Here is a 16057-nt window from a genome sequence, read left to right as displayed (position 1 = left end):
GAGCACTTGGATATTTGATAGTTTTACATTACCACGCTGAACAGGTAGCAAGTGTTCTATTATTTTAAATTGTTCTGTTGTAATTTCCATGAGCCTATTGTAACAGAATTAGTGTTAACAGGCCCTAGCAAGTTCGTTTATCTACTCATCAGGTATATCTTTAGTGTCACACTAATTCTGGCCACCTAATTAGAGGTCATATAGTAGCTTCAAAAAACCAAGTAGGTGTTCTATGCAGAAAAAAACAAAATCCACTTTTACACCTGATTTCCATTTTGAAGTTGTCAGGTAGATAATAGAGCAAAATTACCTTATCCGCGAAGCATCAGAAGCAATGGGTGTCGGTAAATCAACCGTTGATAAATAAGTTCCGTCTAGTAGCGGGAGGTGTCCGTGAGCCAAGACCAGCAACTCACTCATGAGCTGGAGCGCGACATTTGCCGTGAGCAAGAGGAAAATGAAATTTTAAAACTGCCCACATAGTCTACTTTTTCCCATCAGAATAGAAAGACGAGGCGAGTATACTGCTGTTGTCCGGGTGGATATTTAACCCGTCAAAAACTGGCCTAGGGAGAGCTGTGGGCACAATGTTGATGCAATTAAGACCCCGTGTGGGAAAGTGATTTAATCCGAGTTCACATCAACATAATCAGAGCAGTAAAGAGCATGAACAGCGTAATGACAGACGTTATATAAGTCACTTCTATTCATGCCCTTTTTGTCACCAAAGCGATCTGCATATTTAATAATGTTACTTATTGAAAAGTGCAGACCAAGCTCAGGCTTTGAGTAAATGAGTTCACTTGTTTGAAGCTTTTTAAAAGCATGGTGTTGACTATAAGTCTTATCTATATATTTCCTTATTTCAGACAAATACGTACTTTCATTAAACAAGTCGCTTTTATCCTTACTCAAGTTACCTCCACTTATTTTTTCAAAGTGTCTGTATGGAATAAACGGGATACACCAGCAAGGTTTTCCTGTCCTTCCTAATTAGATAAAACTGTATAAACACAATTTGGATGAGCCTCAGTCGGCCAACCATACTCGTTACAATGCTGCAGGTATTCTTCTTTAACACCTACTTTATCGCCTTTTTTAATGCTCAATCGTTAAATTCCTCAAAGCCAAACTCAATTACTTTAAATACACCTAAAGTAAATACAAACGTTATCGCGAAACATATCATAAAGATTTCCATAAAATTACCCTTTTAAGTTGAAAGTCATAATCACATGCTCTTAATAGACGAGCACAACGAGCCTGCTGAATTGCAATGCCTTCAGATAAACCATTTTTTCATAGCAAGATACGACAGTTTCCCACATAGAACTTGATGGAACCTTTTGCCACCTAATTTCAGACGCTCCTTTGCGTGGAGCTGATTTAAAGGTGTGTTCATAAGGTTCAAATTTAAATCTATCTGAGAGTAGCTCTTCAGCGAGAGAGTTACCTACATTTGGACAGCCTGGATAACCATCCGCAATATCACCTGTTAAGACTTGCTTCATGAAGAAACGGACAGCCTCCGATTTGGAAATAAATCGTGGCTCTAAATCTTTTTCAGGATTAAATATGTAGGAGTTCCCTTTAGTTTGCATGTATTTATCTATAAATACAATTATTTTTTTGTAATTAGAATAAAACTTGGATCAAGTTGTCACCCCCCATCACATCATCAGTTTCTAATGATAACTTTTTAAAAACTTTATAATTATTTATATCGTATTCGACAGTTACAGTTTATAAATAAGGCTTTGGGATATTATTCTGCTTGCTTTTAGACAATTTAAACTTTGATACGTACCGATTTACTTTAATAGCCAGAATAATCATTATAAAAATAATTTATAAAGAGTTAGGGTTTACCCATTAAAATATACTCAAAACGAAGGGTTTTTAGGGGCGACCATCAAGCGATGAAGCCTATCCTCACTAGTCACTGCCGTTAACGATGCTACCTTTCTTGTTTTATAAATAGATTCAAGCGCTATAAAGCTCATCTTTACAAAGCTAATCCTGCTCTAATTTTATACTCCATATTTATCCACAAGGAATCTGCTGACCATTCCAATAGAAAAATCCTTAGATTAATAATAGCTATAAGCAAACGTTAAGAGTGTTATTCAACTATTCAGCTACTTATTGATTTGTCAGACAATTTTTTATTAGCATATATCAAGAATAATTAGAAGCCGTATAACTACCAATTGTATGCCAACCTTGCTTCATATAACAATTCTAATCTCGATTAGCCAGAACATATGTTCAGAAATAAGTTTTTTTAAGAAGTACTTATTAGGAATTAGCATGAAAAAAGCAGTTCTAGCAGTTGCTCTGAGTTCAAGCTTTATTGCACCAGCATTTGCAGCCGACTCTTTAAACCCCTTTGCGGACGAAAATAGCGGATTTTATTTAGGTCTTGGCGCTGGTGCAGCTGATTATAATGACTCTTACTCTGAGTTTAGAAAAGAACAGACCACATATGGTAGTTATGAGTACACTACCAGAGATGGTGCAGTAAATCTTTTTGCAGGATACCGTGTAAACAAGTTCTTTGGCCTAGAGATAAATTATACTGATCTAGGTAGTCCTGACGCAGAATGGAAAAGCCCTGGCGGTAATGAGCGTGATGATATTGAAAACGAAATCAAGGGCTATGGAATTAAGGCCGTTGGATTTTACCCCATCAATAACAATATTGAACTTAAAGCCACTGCTGGTGTTATGAAGTGGGAAGTAGAAGAGGATTACTCTTACACCAATTCAGTTATACCTTCTGAAAATAAGAGTAGTTCACACTCAGAGAAAGGTACTAGCCTGACAATAGGGTTTGGAGCTAATTACAACCTCACTGAAAATGTTGCATTTAGTCTTCAGTGGGAGCGTATCAATGATGTTGGCGAAAAGTATGATGAAAACAAAACTGATACGCTAAGATTTGGTGAAAATGATATCGATTTATACACCTTATCTGTTCAGTACAAGTTTTAATTGATACCAACATATATAGGGCGCTACTTTTAGCGCTCTTTACTACTCTAAACCTAGCCCTTAGCCCTTCATCCCTCATTGAATTACAGCTTTCATTTAAAACTATATTTATCAGAAAATCATTCAATTTCTTATGCTGTAACAAGGAATAATGATAGATCCTAGGCTATATAAAGTTTTTACAGTAAAGAGAAAATGAAAACCGAAGTATGCCGTATAGTAAGGATATAGACGTCAAAAAGTGCAGACTAAGCCTAGTGGCTAGCATCATCGAAAAGTCGCAGACAACGTCGGCCTTACTTGATGAGTTATTGGCAGTACAAAGGCTTTAAGATACCTTGACAAACACTACCAATAATTAACCACTATTAGCACGTACTTTTAAGCTTTCAATACTATTGTGTCGATAACTATCACAGCCATATACGCTAAACTTAACTTGATAGCCATGCTTAAGAGATACAGCTAAAAACTGTTGAAGTGAACTAAACATTTTATGGGTTGCCTCAAGGGAGTAAGTATCATTTGAGCAATTCCTTGGGTTTGAGGGCGATTCAGTTGTGACTATGAGCATTTCATCAATCACCTCAATTTGTTGTAGCGTTTCCCACTCAGATTCATCTGAAGCAATACTGAAGTTTGCGTACAACACGGTATAAATAGCAATCAGCATGTTGAGAATTGTTCTTATTCTTTTTACAGATATTTCCACCTTAAAACACCCGTCCCAGTTAATATGTTGGCTACCCATATATAGCTATTTTTAAACATTACCACCACAAAACAACTGCTACAAGATAACCTATCAAAAAAGTTATTAAAGCCTTATTCCCATAATGCATTCCATCAGTGAACAAAAGAATCATGAACTAAGGTCCTGCTATCCAGGCAATCAGCATTAACTACAACAAATATTAAATGTATTGCATCTAGAGCATGTACAAAGGGTAGTAACTCATGGAGTATTTTAAGAGTTTTATGCAGAACTCACTATTCTTTTTGGCATTTGTATTAACATACACACCATGATCAGTACAATCCCTAGCCAGCCAGTTGTGATAATTTTTTCACCAACAACCGCTACAGCCATTAAAGTGGCTACTGCAGGCTCAAGCAACGTTAGCAGAGTTGCCTCACTTGCAGCAATAAACCTCAGTCCATAACCAAATAACAGATACCCAAGAAACATTGGCACAAAAGCCATATAAAGAGCAACAGCGGCATTCTTAGTGGAAGCAAATAAATTATCTCCTGTAATTATTAGTGAAGGCAATAATAGTAATGAAGCCAAACCAAACATACTCGCCATAGCTGATTTGGAATGAATACCCTGCTCAATCATTTCTCTTGCAGCCCATGAGTAAAGTGCATAAGTGAAACCTGCTAACAACCCAAGCATGATACCTAAATAATGATTGTAAATATGGGTGCCAGACTCAGATACTTCACCTTTACTCATCGCAAGCAGTAATACTCCAACTGCCCCAATTGCAAAACTCTTCAACCATTTTTTAGAAATAGGCTTTTTGCTAATAAGCCACTCAAGTAATACTGTAGCAAATGGCGCACTGGCTATTGAAACCACTGTTCCCAGCGCAACACCAGACAGTCGCATTGAACTATAAAATGCTAAGGGATAAACGGCAACAGAAAGCCCCCCTAGAAGCATTATTGGGTAATTAGAGACTAGTTTATATTTATCCGAAAATAGATTTTTTAGTGCCGTTAGCACTAATAATAAGCCACCTCCTCCCATTGCAAAAGCACCTGTAGCTAACGGACTCACGTTAAGAGTGAAGCTTGCCACAGTTCCTGTAGTACCCCAAAAAAAACAGGCGAAAATAATTGCACCCAAACCTATAATTGACTGATGCTGAGATAGCATGTAACGCCCTTTGTAAATATGAATAATATTCTTAGTTTACATCGTCAATAACGAAGTATTATGCAGAAAGGACGGTATAGTTGATATATAAGCCGCTTCTATCAGCGAGAAACGGCGCTAGGCGTCAGACCGTAAAAACTTAAAAATCGCCGACTGAAGGAAGAAAGATCAGTATAGCCAACTTGTTCAGCAACTATCTGAATAGGATAATCAGTATGTATCAACAAGGCTTTGGCCTTTTCCATACGTACTTTAGTGATGTATTGCAAAACACTGAGGCCCATCTGATCTTTAAATAATTTTTTAAATTGTGTTGGACTTAAACACGCAATCTTAGCCAACTCGTTTATAACAAGCTTGTCAGCAAGATTTTCAAGAACATACTCAAGTACCAAGCGTATACGACGATCTGTTTGTTTCAACAAAGTTTGCTCAGCTAACAACATTTCAAATGTACTGAACATTATTTTTTCAATTTCTGTATTCACTTGATATTCAAGTTGTTCCTCAATAAAACTAAGATAGCTGATTAGTGGTGAATTAATAGAAAAAATTAGCTGCTCTGACTGAGATATGTTTTCTGGCAACTTGGACATATCTGCAACAACAAACCTTGCTTCTTCATTAGCAGTAAAGTGGTGTATCTCCCCCGATCTAATTATTACACATTCTCCTGGCACCACTTTGCCTGAATAGTCCTCAACTTCAATATTGATCGCACCACGAAGTGGCAGTACTAACTGATGGTAATGATGAGAGTGACCTTTGCGCTGGCGGCTGTACGCACGGATAGATAGGTAATTAGGCATAATATTTTACTATTAAGAAGCATCTTCGTGACGAACAGTATCTAAATATATGCTATCACGATAATTGCTTCAATAGGCTTATACCATCCCACCTAATGACTTAACAGTCATATTGGTTAACATGATGTAAATAGCCTGCCACTACATCATTATTCTATTGAATACCTCTTCAGATGAAGCTTAAGAACTACTTACTTTAATACAGACCATCTACACCCTCTCTTTTTTCCTATAAAAAAATGACAGACTCTCGAAAAGAAAAGTTAATCATTTATCTCACTCAGCATATCCAGATATCTTTTTAGCAATATGAGCCTTAAATAAAGCAGGAGAGTGTAAAATTATTAGTAGTGAGTAAATCGAATATAGATGATTATTACATCAATTAGGTGTAATTTGATACTCAGATAGAAAGCGAATTAATCTACCTTTGTGTAGATCATTTCCTACACTTAAAACTGGCAGAAGTGCTATCCCCTCAACAAGCAGATTGCTGTGATAAATAGTGGCTGGATTATTTGTTCTGAGTCAGACATACTGAAGAGTAACTCTAAACTGCTTTTTCCTTGTTAAAAAAACCAAGCTTTAGGTACTGGCATACCCAGTGGCAAAATCATCTACGTCAGTATATCCCAACCTCATAGCTTTAGATAATGGTGCAGAGTGATGGCCTATAATTTTTCGCAAATATTAATTTATCAGCTAAACTTCTGTTTGATAATCTAAAAATGCAAGGAAGCTGAATGAAAAATTCTTATACAACTTATCTTTTCTTAATGGCGTTTACATTTGCATCAGTTCAATGCTATGGGGGCTCAACGCTAGAAACGAGTTTGACTAATTCAAATTTAAAATCACACTGCCAAATTGAACAAGATAATTATACCGATTACTCAATTAGTTGCAGCTATCAATCTGTTTACATTGAGGCTAATGCAAGGATTAAACGTGAGGTAAAGTATCAACTACCCATTGGTGAACCACCTGCTCGAGGTTGGCCTGTAGTAGTCATTTATCAAGGAAGTTTTTTTCCTGTGGAGTTTCAGCGTAATAAAGCTGATCCCTTTGGAGGATTTTATGAAGCAATGCTGATCAAACATTTACTTGATTCGGGTTATGCTGTTCTTGCCCCCAGAGCAGCAATAAACCTAGCTTGGCAAACAAATGCTCTATCCAGTGCAACACCTTATCATTTAACGACAGATTACCAGTTTTTAACACGCGTGCTAATGGGCATACAGCAAGGATTATTTGGCCCACTAGATAACCAGCAAAAATATGCAACGGGCATTTCAAGTGGAGGGTATAATACCAGTCGCATGGCTGTATCATTTTCTGGTGAGTTCCGGGCATTAGCGATTCAATCAGCTTCTTACGCAACTTGTCTTGGTCCTGCCTGTCTGGTACCACAATCATTACCTAGTAATCACCCACCTACTTTATTTATTCATGGCGCGTTAGATATGATTGTTCCTGTATGGACAATGAAGCAATATTATAACCGCTTAATCGATCATAGTATTCATACTGAAAAGTGGGTTAATCCTTATAAAGGTCATGCCTGGTTTAAAGAATCACCAGAAAAAATTGTCGATTGGTTTAACCGTTTTTAAAATTCTTAATTTATTTTTTGACACGAATTAATTTTAAATTAATTAATAATACAACAAACCCACCAAATATTTTGAAAGGTGGGTTTATTTTCAACTACATCACTTTTTGTTGAAATAATAACTAGATTCTAATTACACTGATGCGATTTTCTTACCGCTTCAATCTCAGCCATTAACTCTGGTCGTTGAATTGCTTTAATAAAGCGCTGTGTATTTTCAGATGTTAAGTTATCATGATTTTTAGGCTCGTCTAGCGCTAATGCTAAGTCTTCATACATCCAGATTTTTCCCCATAATTTTAAAATAGCTTCACGCCAACAGGCATTACTTAAAATTTCTTGATAAATATCTGGGTTGTTATGATGCAGAAAGTATAAATAGCGCTGTATATACCATGCAAAGCTAAGTGCACCATCAGCATCACTGCCATAAGTTGTATAGTCGTGAAATGCATATCCAATTGCCAAGGAATGACTATATTGTACAGCCTCATCAATTACTGACTCCCATCCCTGCTTACCTACAGGGCTACCTTTATTTATGTAGGTTGAATCATAATGATTATTAGGCACATCTTTTGAAAACTTATCATGCTGTAAATTATACAGTGGAGGGTATTTATAAGGTCCTCTCACAGGACAAACAGGTGTTGTGCCTTTGGATAAAGGCAAAGCCTGTGTCGACCAACCAGATAATTTGTGTGATAACCCATGTCCACATTCGTGCACAGATAAATCTGCTCCATGAAATAGCTCACTTGTGGGTAAATCTCCCCATGTACTCTTAGCTCGTTGCATCCAATATGTTAAGCATTTTTGTCCTGAACTATTAGGAGCTTGACTCAATATTTCTGCCCCAAATGGATAGCGCTTTTCTAATGCAGCTGTTACTGTTTTAGATAAAACGCTCACAGAAGCATTTGGGTTATGGCTGCTTAAAATACCTTTAATATCAACCTGGGGGTTTGCCCGCTGAGACTCTTGATACTGACCATCAATGCACTGGGCCGATGTCATTTTTTCAAATAAACCTGAACCGCTTGTATCTCCATCGCCTGGCTTATCCCCATCACCGGGTTTATCTCCATCACCCGGTTTATCCCCATCGCCGGGTTTATCCCCATCACCCGGTTTATCGCCATCGCCAGGTTTATCCCCATCGCCAGGTTTATCCCCATCGCCAGGTTTATCTCCATCGCCGGGTTTATCTCCATCGTCAGGTTTATCCCCATCGCCGGGGTCTGCATCTTGCTGAGTGAGCGTTATATCGTCCAGGAAAAAGTCAACTTTTGTGTCTGGCCCAAATACATATATTTCCGCCTTCTTCAAAGTACCTTGCGGTTTAATGATAAAGTCGGTAGCAATATCAACCCACTGCTCTACTACAGAAATGGATGTTGAGTTAACACGCTGCCAATGAGCACCTTCGTCATCAACATAATAGAGTTGTAAACTAAGCTTTTGAGCTTGGCTTGTGCCTGTACTTAATAGAGCAGACAGACTCAGCGTATATTTTTTCTTTTCAGAAAACCACTGCGTAATAGGTAACTTAACACCTGAATACCAGTGATCACGGTCCTTGACATATAAACTAAAGCCTCCTGATTTTGCCTGCATAGCACTAATTTCAGGAGATGCAGTAAGCCAAGCGGGTAACCACCCAGCATTGTCTGTTTCAAAGTCATGCTTGAAAAGGCTATTAGGATCTGGATTATTGTCATCAGCTTCAGCAATTTTTACTTCGTCAATAACAAGTTCTTTATCGCCTTTAGGACCAAATAACAATAAGAAAGATTGTTTGATTTCACCGAGTGCATTGACCTTAAACGTACCAGTTAATGTTTTATCATCACTACTAATTTGATCTACTGCAAGATATTGGTAATAAACAATCCCCAAATCATTTTTTAAAGCTAATGCTGCAAGACCAAAATCTTTTACTTCACTATTATTTAACTTTAAGTTTGCTTGAAATGTGTATTCCTTCGTTGTATTCAAATTGGGTTTTATTTTTTGGATAATTCCATCATAATAATTATTACGATTGGATATCACCACTTGGTAATCAATACCACATTTTTTTATCTGCTCACTTTGAGAAACCTTTACGCCTGTCGTGTAATAACCTCGCCAACTATCCAAGCTATTAAAGTCAGGCTGACGAACTAAGTTCCCTTTCATTAGTAAAGGTTTATCACAAGGATTGTTTTTTTCTGTATATACTATTACAGGCTCTTTAGATAAAGCTTCTGATTTAATACCGCTTTCTGACTGAGTATGTTTCAGATTAAAATCTTTATATTCAGGTATAATGAGACGAGCATTCACCTGAGTTACAGTGCTAGTTAATATGAACGACGCCAATAAGTTAACATAAAAAGGAGGTGATAATACTGCTTTTATTTTCATAAGTGAAGCCTATCAAATTCTAATAATCGTCATACCTTTTTGTTACGATGTATGCGCTTTACTCGTTATGATAGTTAATTAAACACTTATAAAATATTAAATGTCGCACTAAAAATACAAATTGATACTGTTATACATCACATCATTCATATTATACAAACCATCCATGTGTTATTTGTGCAAAATACAGTACTGCTATGTATCGGGCAGTTTTTCCTATTGCTACTAATGTTAAAAATATGCCTAAACGTACTTTCATGATTCCCGCAATTAAAGTAAGTACGTCTCCTCCCATAGGCATCCAAGCAAGCAATAAACTCCAAATACCATAGCGCTGAAACCAATACTGCATTCGTTCAATTTGTTCATCTTTAAAGTAGAACCAGCGTCGATCTTTAAAGTGAAGTAAATAACGACCTAAGTACCAGTTCACAACTGCCCCCAAGGTATTACCAATTGAAGCAACTACTATGAGTAACCAAGCAGGTTCTCCTGTTTGTAACAATGCATATAGCAAAACTTCTGAGTAAAAAGGAAGAATGGTTGCAGCTAAAAATGATGATGCAAATAAGGATAAATAGGCTATCACTACATAAACCTAAGTTACTGTACGCTTAGCTTGAGCAACTAACCACGTAAAGAGTTGTCGCTGGTGTTTAAGGTATAATAAATATTCTGGATGCCATTGTACACCAATGACAGGTTTCACTTCTTTGTGCTCAATAGCTTGGATGAAATGATCTGCATCCCATGCTGCTACCTGAAAGTCACTTGCCAGTATATTGATGGCTTGATGATGTAAGCTATTCACTTTAAATAACTCGTGACCAATTATTTTATATATCTCAGTTTCTTTTTTTAAAACAACCTTTTTCTGAGGTAAAAAAGTAGCTCTGTTATCTGTTTTTTCACGCAAGGGACGAATATCCTGATATAGACTACCACCACTTTGCACATTTAATAGTTGGTATCCTCTGCAAATTCCTAGAATAGGCAAATGATTTGTAAGTGCATACTCAATATATCGCTGCTCAAGTTCATCTCGAGCTTCATCGTAATGTGCTTTTGCCATAATCTCTTCTTCATAAAGAGACGGATGAATATCATCTCCACCACTTATCACTAAACCATCAAGATGTTCCTCTGGCACCGGATGTCGCACACTAATTCGAAGAGCATGTCCACCAGCAAGAAAAACAGCTAGTTTTATACAAAGCCAGGAAGGAGAGAAAAGTCTGGCGTTACCTGTTACACCTATGACAGGTTTTGATATATTTCGTCGAGTATGTTGAACCATGGAGCAGGCTTTATATTTATCAGTGCTTGATTATATCGTTGCCATTCTATCACCAATTGCTCTAATAACTGTTCATTTTGAGCAATATGCTCAATAACACACCATACATTCCAGCTTTTATAAAGAAACCAGTTATTTTTCTCTATTTCACAATTAGGCATTCGGTAATGAAATGTGGGCCTAGCTTTAATTCTAGGATCATCCAAACGTTGGTCGATTAAGTTTTGATCAATATACTTAAATAACGGAAGGGCATCTAATGCTCTATTTCTTGTTGGATTATATTCAAGATAATCCTCTATCAATTTAGTCCATGATATATTACTTTTATACGTGATTAAGGTGTTAATATACGACTTTGGAAACAAGTCAATATATGGTGTTACCCGTCGAATAGGATCAACTTGGTGAGTTTTTAGCAGCCAGTCCTGGCAAATAGCATAAGACTTTAGCGTCCTCATTACTTTTTCAGGATCATTATCAGTTACTTCAGGATTAATATGCACGCCAAAAGCATACCATAGTGACTCACCCGTTCCTTTTGCCCCAGCAGATCTAAGCGCGGAAACCATGCCATCCAACACAGTCAGGTCTTTAATCTCTATAGGCGGACACACAATTTCAATAGGCACAACAATACTTGCAAGTTTAGTTAGCCAGATCATAAAGTGATCATCAACTTTCTTGTCTCCATATTCCAATGCATGCTGCCTTGCTCGCTCCTTTGCTGTCTCTTTAGCAAATTGCCAATCTAACTCAATGGTAAACTTTCCCAATCCTTCTACTATTACAATAGTTTCTGCAGGGTTATTGCTATGTACTTTGCCATTCAGTTTTTCACATAGGATATCCGTGACTTGCTGAAGGCTCAGATCAGCAAACTCTAGCTCAAAACCCACTCGTCGAGGTTTTCCTTCAAGATTGTTGGTTTCTGCAGGTATACAATAGTTTATTTCATTACTCATAACGCTAGTTAAGCACACCTTGGAAGATTATTGTCTTAAGCAGTAGTGATTCAAATAGTGTTAACAAGCCCTAGTAAAGAGTTAGACTTGTTTTTAACAATATGTCATATTTGTATTATTACGAATTAGTTATGATCACTGTTTTGCCTCTACAATAAACTGATAAGGTGAGTCATGTCAAAAATGAAGTTTACAAAAGAAGAAAAAGAAATTATAACAAAAAAAATACAGTTATATTTCCAAGAAGAACTTGACTATAGTATTGGCCAGTTTGATGCAGAGTTTTTACTAGACTTCATTTCAGAAGAGATAGGTGCATATTTTTATAATCGAGCACTATACGATGCTCAGTCTATTTTAGAGAAAAGACTTGAAAGTATTTCTGAAGCTATTTATGAAATAGAAAAGCCGACAGACTTTAACCGTTTTTAAATACTATCATGAAAGATTATATAAACTCTTTAACCATAAGAGTTTACACCACCCAAGATCAACCAAAACCATTAACGGATACAACTCTCAAAAAAAACACTTATTTTGATACACATTATAACTTACCTTATCTACTCAGTAGCGCTATATTAATATCAATTGATTATTCATGAGTATATTTTTCCAGAAATTTCTTTTCCTCATGTTTAATTGCATCAAAATTAATACCTATGTGATAACCATAACGACTTATAATCACATAATTAACATGAGCAGAGCATTTTATATTCATTTGTTTCCCTCGATGAAATGCTTTGCAAATAAATTTAAGCTTTTGATTAATCGCTAACTTTATATCAAGCTCAATCAATGCACCATGGTCTGATATATTAATAACTTTAACGGGTACATTCTGATTGTTAACACTAATAACAGCAGGCCATGTAACCCTTTTCCTTGCGTAAGAACTATAATTACTTGTAGTTAGCCCTTTCATAACAATCCTTTAAGCTGACTAATTAAACCCTCGCTAATAGTAATACAGATAGCGCTATTTGTAAGTATACATCACTCATTGATCATTTAACTCGGGAAATATATAAAAAATAATACTAATGATTAAAAAGCCTTTCTGCTAACCTAAATCATGTTTTAATGGCTTTAGTATCTTTTTTAAAGCCCCATAAAGCTTTACTTTCTTCTTTTGCAAGTTGCATTTCTTTTTTTAAGTCTCAGCAGTATTCTCATTTAAACATACCTGTAGTGATCGATGATATAGCAATTGAGCTATTTGCAGCCAGGAGTAGACTAACAAAGTGACCATGCCTTTCAATTTAGATACAAGCGTATTAAAAAATACTTTAACCAAGGAATGGTAATTATGAAAAGTACCAGATTCGTTATCAGTTGTTTAACAATACTATCCATTGCTTTTACTGCTACAGCAAATGAGTTTGTTGTTAAACTTAATCCTTCCTCCTCTAAAACAACTACAACCTCTTTCAAAACTAATAAGTCACTAGTCTATTTTTCCTCGCTCGTCGAAAAACAGTCACAGCCGGTTAATATTACAGATAACCTTGCAGTTATTGGCCTATCAAGTACAGGTGAACCATTATTTACTGACTTTGTTCAAAACCCCTTGATTATAAGAGCCGAATCCTTCAGCCCTATAACAGGTCTTATAGAGTCATCAGAGCGTATTACTAAAGCATCAGCATCACTCATTATTAATAACGCACCGCTTAGCACAAAAACATTTCTAATCTTTTTTCCTGAATATATTAACAAAAAGTGGACATGGTCTTTGTTAGGTGAATATCCTGCTCAGCGCACCTCATCGGTATCTGAACCGACCCAGTCTTCATCAGTCACTAAGATTATTGATCATGGTCCCTCAGATAACCGTGTTGATATCGTTTTTGTTGCAGAAGGTTATACCTCAAGTGAAATATCTCGCTTTAAAGACGATTTAAAACCAATTACCTCAGGTTTCTTTGCAGAAAGCCCCATTGATAACTATCAAAAGAGCTTTAATGTATGGGCTGTTGAAAGCATAAGTACTGAGTCTGGAGCTGGCTATAGCTACCCCAAAAACACCCAGTTTAGGTCTTACTTTAATTGTTACAATATTGTTCGATTATTATGTGTGGATACTCAAAGGGTGAAAAGCTATGTCAGTGAACGATTACCCTCTGTTGCACGGGACTTAATCATAGTCGTTGTCAATTCTACAGAGTATGGTGGTTCTGGTGGTAGTGTTGCGACAATGTCTTTACATGACTCTGCTGTCGACCTGGCACTCCATGAAGCCGGCCATACATTTGGTCTTTTAGCGGACGAATATGATTATGGCTCTTGCAATGCAGGGCCAACAAGTGAAGCAAATGTTACCTATTACCCTTCAGGCAACAAGTGGTCTCATTGGATGGGAGTTGACAAGGCAGTTGATGTATTTGAAGGAGCTAAGTACTGCCAACGAGGAATGTATCGTCCCACTACTAACTCTTTGATGCGTTCTTTAGGAAGACCTTTTCAGTCAGTTAATTCAGAACAACTTATACGACGTGTTTATGATTATGTTTCACCAATTGACAGCATAACCCCTGCAAACTCTACAGTGAAGCTTTATCGTAATCAAAAACAAACATTTTCGGTAAATTTGCTACAGCCAAATAATCCAACAGTAGAGGCTCACTGGCTTCTTAATGATCAAGAGATTGGAAACTCAAGTCAGTTAACCTTAGTAGTCAATGACTATAACCCTGGAGAATATACCTTGACGTTGCAAGTGCAAGATGTAACCTCTCAAGTCATTAAAGATACAGATAATAAATTGCAAGATAGCGTAAGTTGGACTGTTACAGTCTACCCATACTAGGACCAGTGGAGAATAACGTGTATCTGGAATATCTATAAACATATGTATTCCAGATACTTTTAGGTTGAATTACTACTGAGCATAAAGGGCTATATTGGGGCGCATACCAGGACTAATGCGCTTTTTTAAATTTAATTCAAAGTATGGATTAATCTGCCGTATACGCGTTTTCATTAATGCCATGATCCATCGCGCGTCACTATCAGACTGACTTGTCATGACTGCACGTGCATTTTCTTTAATCATTTGGTCAACCACACTGTCCAGTACATGGCGAATATCAAATAAACGCTCAGTAATCTGTTGTTGATCAAGAATAATAATATTGATCAGTTCAGCCTGAACGTCCTGTGGTAGCTCTTCAAGGATTGCGCGCTGATCTGAATTAAGGCTGTCCAAAAACGTATTTTCCCTCACCTGAGGTTGTGGTTGACTATGGACACGAGGAGCAGGTGGCATAGCAGAAGTGGCTCTATTTATTTTCTCAGCACGCTGCTGTTGGGCCAATGTGACCAACTTGATGACCTGATTGGCTTCTGCTTGATTTGGTACAATATTTTTGGCCAGCCCCGCAAAGTGTAACGCACTTTTGTAATCAAGCTGGTTATAAAACCTGACAGCCCAAAATGACAACGTTTGCGCTAATCTACGTTCCAGTATACTCAGTTTTGGGTGTATAGGCTGAAGCCGGCGTAAGGTTTCCAGTTTAATAATAGTAGAGTTAGTTTGTTCTACAGAGCTTTGCAGCTGAGTAATAGAATCCTCAATATCTAACACTAGCACATCAAGCTGCTGTGAAGACCATGATGCGTTGTCTTGATGCTGGTCACCTGCAGACTGCTTCTCTGCACTAGGATTCATCGGTAAGTCTTCTGCAGCATAGGTATTATCTACGCTAGCCAGACTTATACTGACAATAAAACAAAAGCCGTAACAAAGTACGGATGGTACACACTGTTGTTTATTCATTTCCTTTAAGTTATCTCGCTTGCTACACATCTGACATATTGTTTTTGTTATAGAGATTTTGAACTAATTTATAGTCAACATGGCTGTATCATGCTTATATTTATAAGCATTTTTAGAGTGATACCCCCAACCTAATTGGGATTGCCAATGACATCAGGGATATATACCCTTCGCGAATCAATTTTAGGGTTTGTTGCCTTCGCTCTTCACCCCAGTCACTTATTAATATAACCGCCCAGCAGCGCTGTTATATCAATTAAAGTGGCTACCGCAAGTTTCACAGTAGTAAACTTGCCCAGGGCTTC

Annotated in this window: 15 protein-coding genes; 4 read left to right on the top strand and 11 right to left on the bottom strand. The window is 37.0% G+C overall.

The genetic code is table 11. From position 1 onward, the window contains the following. Window positions 1-624: 624 nt before the first annotated feature. Together KHS79_RS24090 and KHS79_RS24085 are read right to left on the bottom strand one after the other, a co-directional pair. Window positions 625-915: a hypothetical protein gene (locus KHS79_RS24090; protein WP_212722736.1), complete on the bottom strand. Its 291-nt coding sequence runs from the start codon at window positions 913-915 to the stop codon at window positions 625-627. 326 nt (window positions 916-1241) lie between these two features. Beyond that, the gene (locus KHS79_RS24085; RefSeq protein ID WP_212722735.1) at window positions 1242-1601 is read right to left on the bottom strand and encodes a hypothetical protein; all 360 of its coding nucleotides are present in this window, start codon (window positions 1599-1601) and stop codon (window positions 1242-1244) included. 709 nt (window positions 1602-2310) lie between these two features. Between KHS79_RS24085 and KHS79_RS24080 the strand changes: the two genes are divergently transcribed. Then, a complete protein-coding gene (locus tag KHS79_RS24080; protein WP_212722734.1) occupies window positions 2311-2994 on the top strand; it encodes an outer membrane beta-barrel protein in 684 nt (227 codons plus the stop codon). A 358-nt stretch (window positions 2995-3352) separates the two neighbouring features. On the opposite strand, the gene KHS79_RS24075 is transcribed toward KHS79_RS24080, so the two are convergent. From KHS79_RS24075 to KHS79_RS24065, 3 genes are all read right to left on the bottom strand, one after another. Beyond that, the gene (locus tag KHS79_RS24075) at window positions 3353-3706 is read right to left on the bottom strand and encodes a hypothetical protein (RefSeq protein WP_212722733.1); all 354 of its coding nucleotides are present in this window, start codon (window positions 3704-3706) and stop codon (window positions 3353-3355) included. A gap of 264 nt (window positions 3707-3970) precedes the next feature. After that, window positions 3971-4879, bottom strand: a complete 909-nt coding sequence (locus KHS79_RS24070) for a DMT family transporter (protein ID WP_212722732.1) — start codon at window positions 4877-4879, stop codon at window positions 3971-3973. A 101-nt stretch (window positions 4880-4980) separates the two neighbouring features. Then, entirely contained in the window at window positions 4981-5688 is a 708-nt protein-coding gene (locus tag KHS79_RS24065; RefSeq protein WP_212722731.1) for an AraC family transcriptional regulator, read from the bottom strand. 743 nt (window positions 5689-6431) lie between these two features. Here KHS79_RS24065 and KHS79_RS24060 point away from each other — a divergent pair. Beyond that, window positions 6432-7301 carry an extracellular medium-chain-length polyhydroxyalkanoate depolymerase gene (locus KHS79_RS24060; protein WP_212722730.1) on the top strand — a complete coding sequence of 290 codons (870 nt, stop codon included), beginning with the start codon at window positions 6432-6434 and terminating at the stop codon, window positions 7299-7301. 128 nt (window positions 7302-7429) lie between these two features. Here the strand turns inward: KHS79_RS24060 and KHS79_RS24055 are convergent, their stop codons facing one another. The 4 genes from KHS79_RS24055 to KHS79_RS24040 all read right to left on the bottom strand — a co-directional run bounded on the left by KHS79_RS24055 (window position 7430) and on the right by KHS79_RS24040 (window position 11971). Further along, window positions 7430-9709: a carbohydrate binding domain-containing protein gene (locus tag KHS79_RS24055; protein WP_212722729.1), complete on the bottom strand. Its 2280-nt coding sequence runs from the start codon at window positions 9707-9709 to the stop codon at window positions 7430-7432. A 151-nt stretch (window positions 9710-9860) separates the two neighbouring features. Next, entirely contained in the window at window positions 9861-10298 is a 438-nt protein-coding gene (locus KHS79_RS24050; RefSeq protein WP_094785543.1) for a YqaA family protein, read from the bottom strand. A 9-nt stretch (window positions 10299-10307) separates the two neighbouring features. Then, entirely contained in the window at window positions 10308-11006 is a 699-nt protein-coding gene (locus KHS79_RS24045) for a gamma-glutamyl-gamma-aminobutyrate hydrolase family protein (RefSeq protein ID WP_212722728.1), read from the bottom strand. Further along, the gene (locus tag KHS79_RS24040) at window positions 10964-11971 is read right to left on the bottom strand and encodes an amidoligase family protein (protein ID WP_212722727.1); all 1008 of its coding nucleotides are present in this window, start codon (window positions 11969-11971) and stop codon (window positions 10964-10966) included. The genes KHS79_RS24045 and KHS79_RS24040 overlap by 43 nt, the downstream gene beginning before the upstream one ends. 174 nt (window positions 11972-12145) lie before the next feature. Between KHS79_RS24040 and KHS79_RS24035 the strand changes: the two genes are divergently transcribed. Beyond that, on the top strand, window positions 12146-12403 hold the full coding sequence (locus tag KHS79_RS24035; protein WP_094785541.1) for a DUF2164 domain-containing protein: 258 nt from the start codon (window positions 12146-12148) through the stop codon (window positions 12401-12403). A gap of 163 nt (window positions 12404-12566) precedes the next feature. Here the strand turns inward: KHS79_RS24035 and KHS79_RS24030 are convergent, their stop codons facing one another. Then, a complete protein-coding gene (locus KHS79_RS24030; protein WP_027709212.1) occupies window positions 12567-12899 on the bottom strand; it encodes a PilZ domain-containing protein in 333 nt (110 codons plus the stop codon). A 384-nt stretch (window positions 12900-13283) separates the two neighbouring features. Between KHS79_RS24030 and KHS79_RS24025 the strand changes: the two genes are divergently transcribed. Continuing rightward, window positions 13284-14783, top strand: coding sequence for a M64 family metallopeptidase (locus tag KHS79_RS24025; protein WP_212722726.1), 1500 nt, complete (start codon window positions 13284-13286; stop codon window positions 14781-14783). Window positions 14784-14855: 72 nt separating this feature from the next. Here the strand turns inward: KHS79_RS24025 and KHS79_RS24020 are convergent, their stop codons facing one another. After that, window positions 14856-15782 carry a hypothetical protein gene (locus KHS79_RS24020; protein ID WP_212722725.1) on the bottom strand — a complete coding sequence of 309 codons (927 nt, stop codon included), beginning with the start codon at window positions 15780-15782 and terminating at the stop codon, window positions 14856-14858. Window positions 15783-16057 lie beyond the last annotated feature (275 nt).

The organism is Zooshikella ganghwensis, assembly GCF_018263875.1.
Classification (GTDB): Bacteria; Pseudomonadota; Gammaproteobacteria; order Pseudomonadales; family Zooshikellaceae; genus Zooshikella; species Zooshikella ganghwensis.
The sequence above is the reverse complement of the archived record's forward strand: the minus strand, read 5'-3'. Positions and strand labels throughout refer to the sequence as shown.

What these genes read in the sequence shown, in the direction of transcription:
- KHS79_RS24085 (WP_212722735.1), bottom strand. Translation starts at nt 1,601, where the DNA reads ATGCAAACTAAAGGGAACTCCTACATATTTAATCCTGAAAAAGATTTA.
- KHS79_RS24080 (WP_212722734.1), top strand. Translation starts at nt 2,311, where the DNA reads ATGAAAAAAGCAGTTCTAGCAGTTGCTCTGAGTTCAAGCTTTATTGCA.
- KHS79_RS24070 (WP_212722732.1), bottom strand. Translation starts at nt 4,879, where the DNA reads ATGCTATCTCAGCATCAGTCAATTATAGGTTTGGGTGCAATTATTTTC.
- KHS79_RS24065 (WP_212722731.1), bottom strand. Translation starts at nt 5,688, where the DNA reads ATGCCTAATTACCTATCTATCCGTGCGTACAGCCGCCAGCGCAAAGGT.
- KHS79_RS24060 (WP_212722730.1), top strand. Translation starts at nt 6,432, where the DNA reads ATGAAAAATTCTTATACAACTTATCTTTTCTTAATGGCGTTTACATTT.
- KHS79_RS24055 (WP_212722729.1), bottom strand. Translation starts at nt 9,709, where the DNA reads ATGAAAATAAAAGCAGTATTATCACCTCCTTTTTATGTTAACTTATTG.
- KHS79_RS24045 (WP_212722728.1), bottom strand. Translation starts at nt 11,006, where the DNA reads ATGGTTCAACATACTCGACGAAATATATCAAAACCTGTCATAGGTGTA.
- KHS79_RS24040 (WP_212722727.1), bottom strand. Translation starts at nt 11,971, where the DNA reads ATGAGTAATGAAATAAACTATTGTATACCTGCAGAAACCAACAATCTT.
- KHS79_RS24035 (WP_094785541.1), top strand. Translation starts at nt 12,146, where the DNA reads ATGTCAAAAATGAAGTTTACAAAAGAAGAAAAAGAAATTATAACAAAA.
- KHS79_RS24030 (WP_027709212.1), bottom strand. Translation starts at nt 12,899, where the DNA reads ATGAAAGGGCTAACTACAAGTAATTATAGTTCTTACGCAAGGAAAAGG.
- KHS79_RS24025 (WP_212722726.1), top strand. Translation starts at nt 13,284, where the DNA reads ATGAAAAGTACCAGATTCGTTATCAGTTGTTTAACAATACTATCCATT.
- KHS79_RS24020 (WP_212722725.1), bottom strand. Translation starts at nt 15,782, where the DNA reads ATGTGTAGCAAGCGAGATAACTTAAAGGAAATGAATAAACAACAGTGT.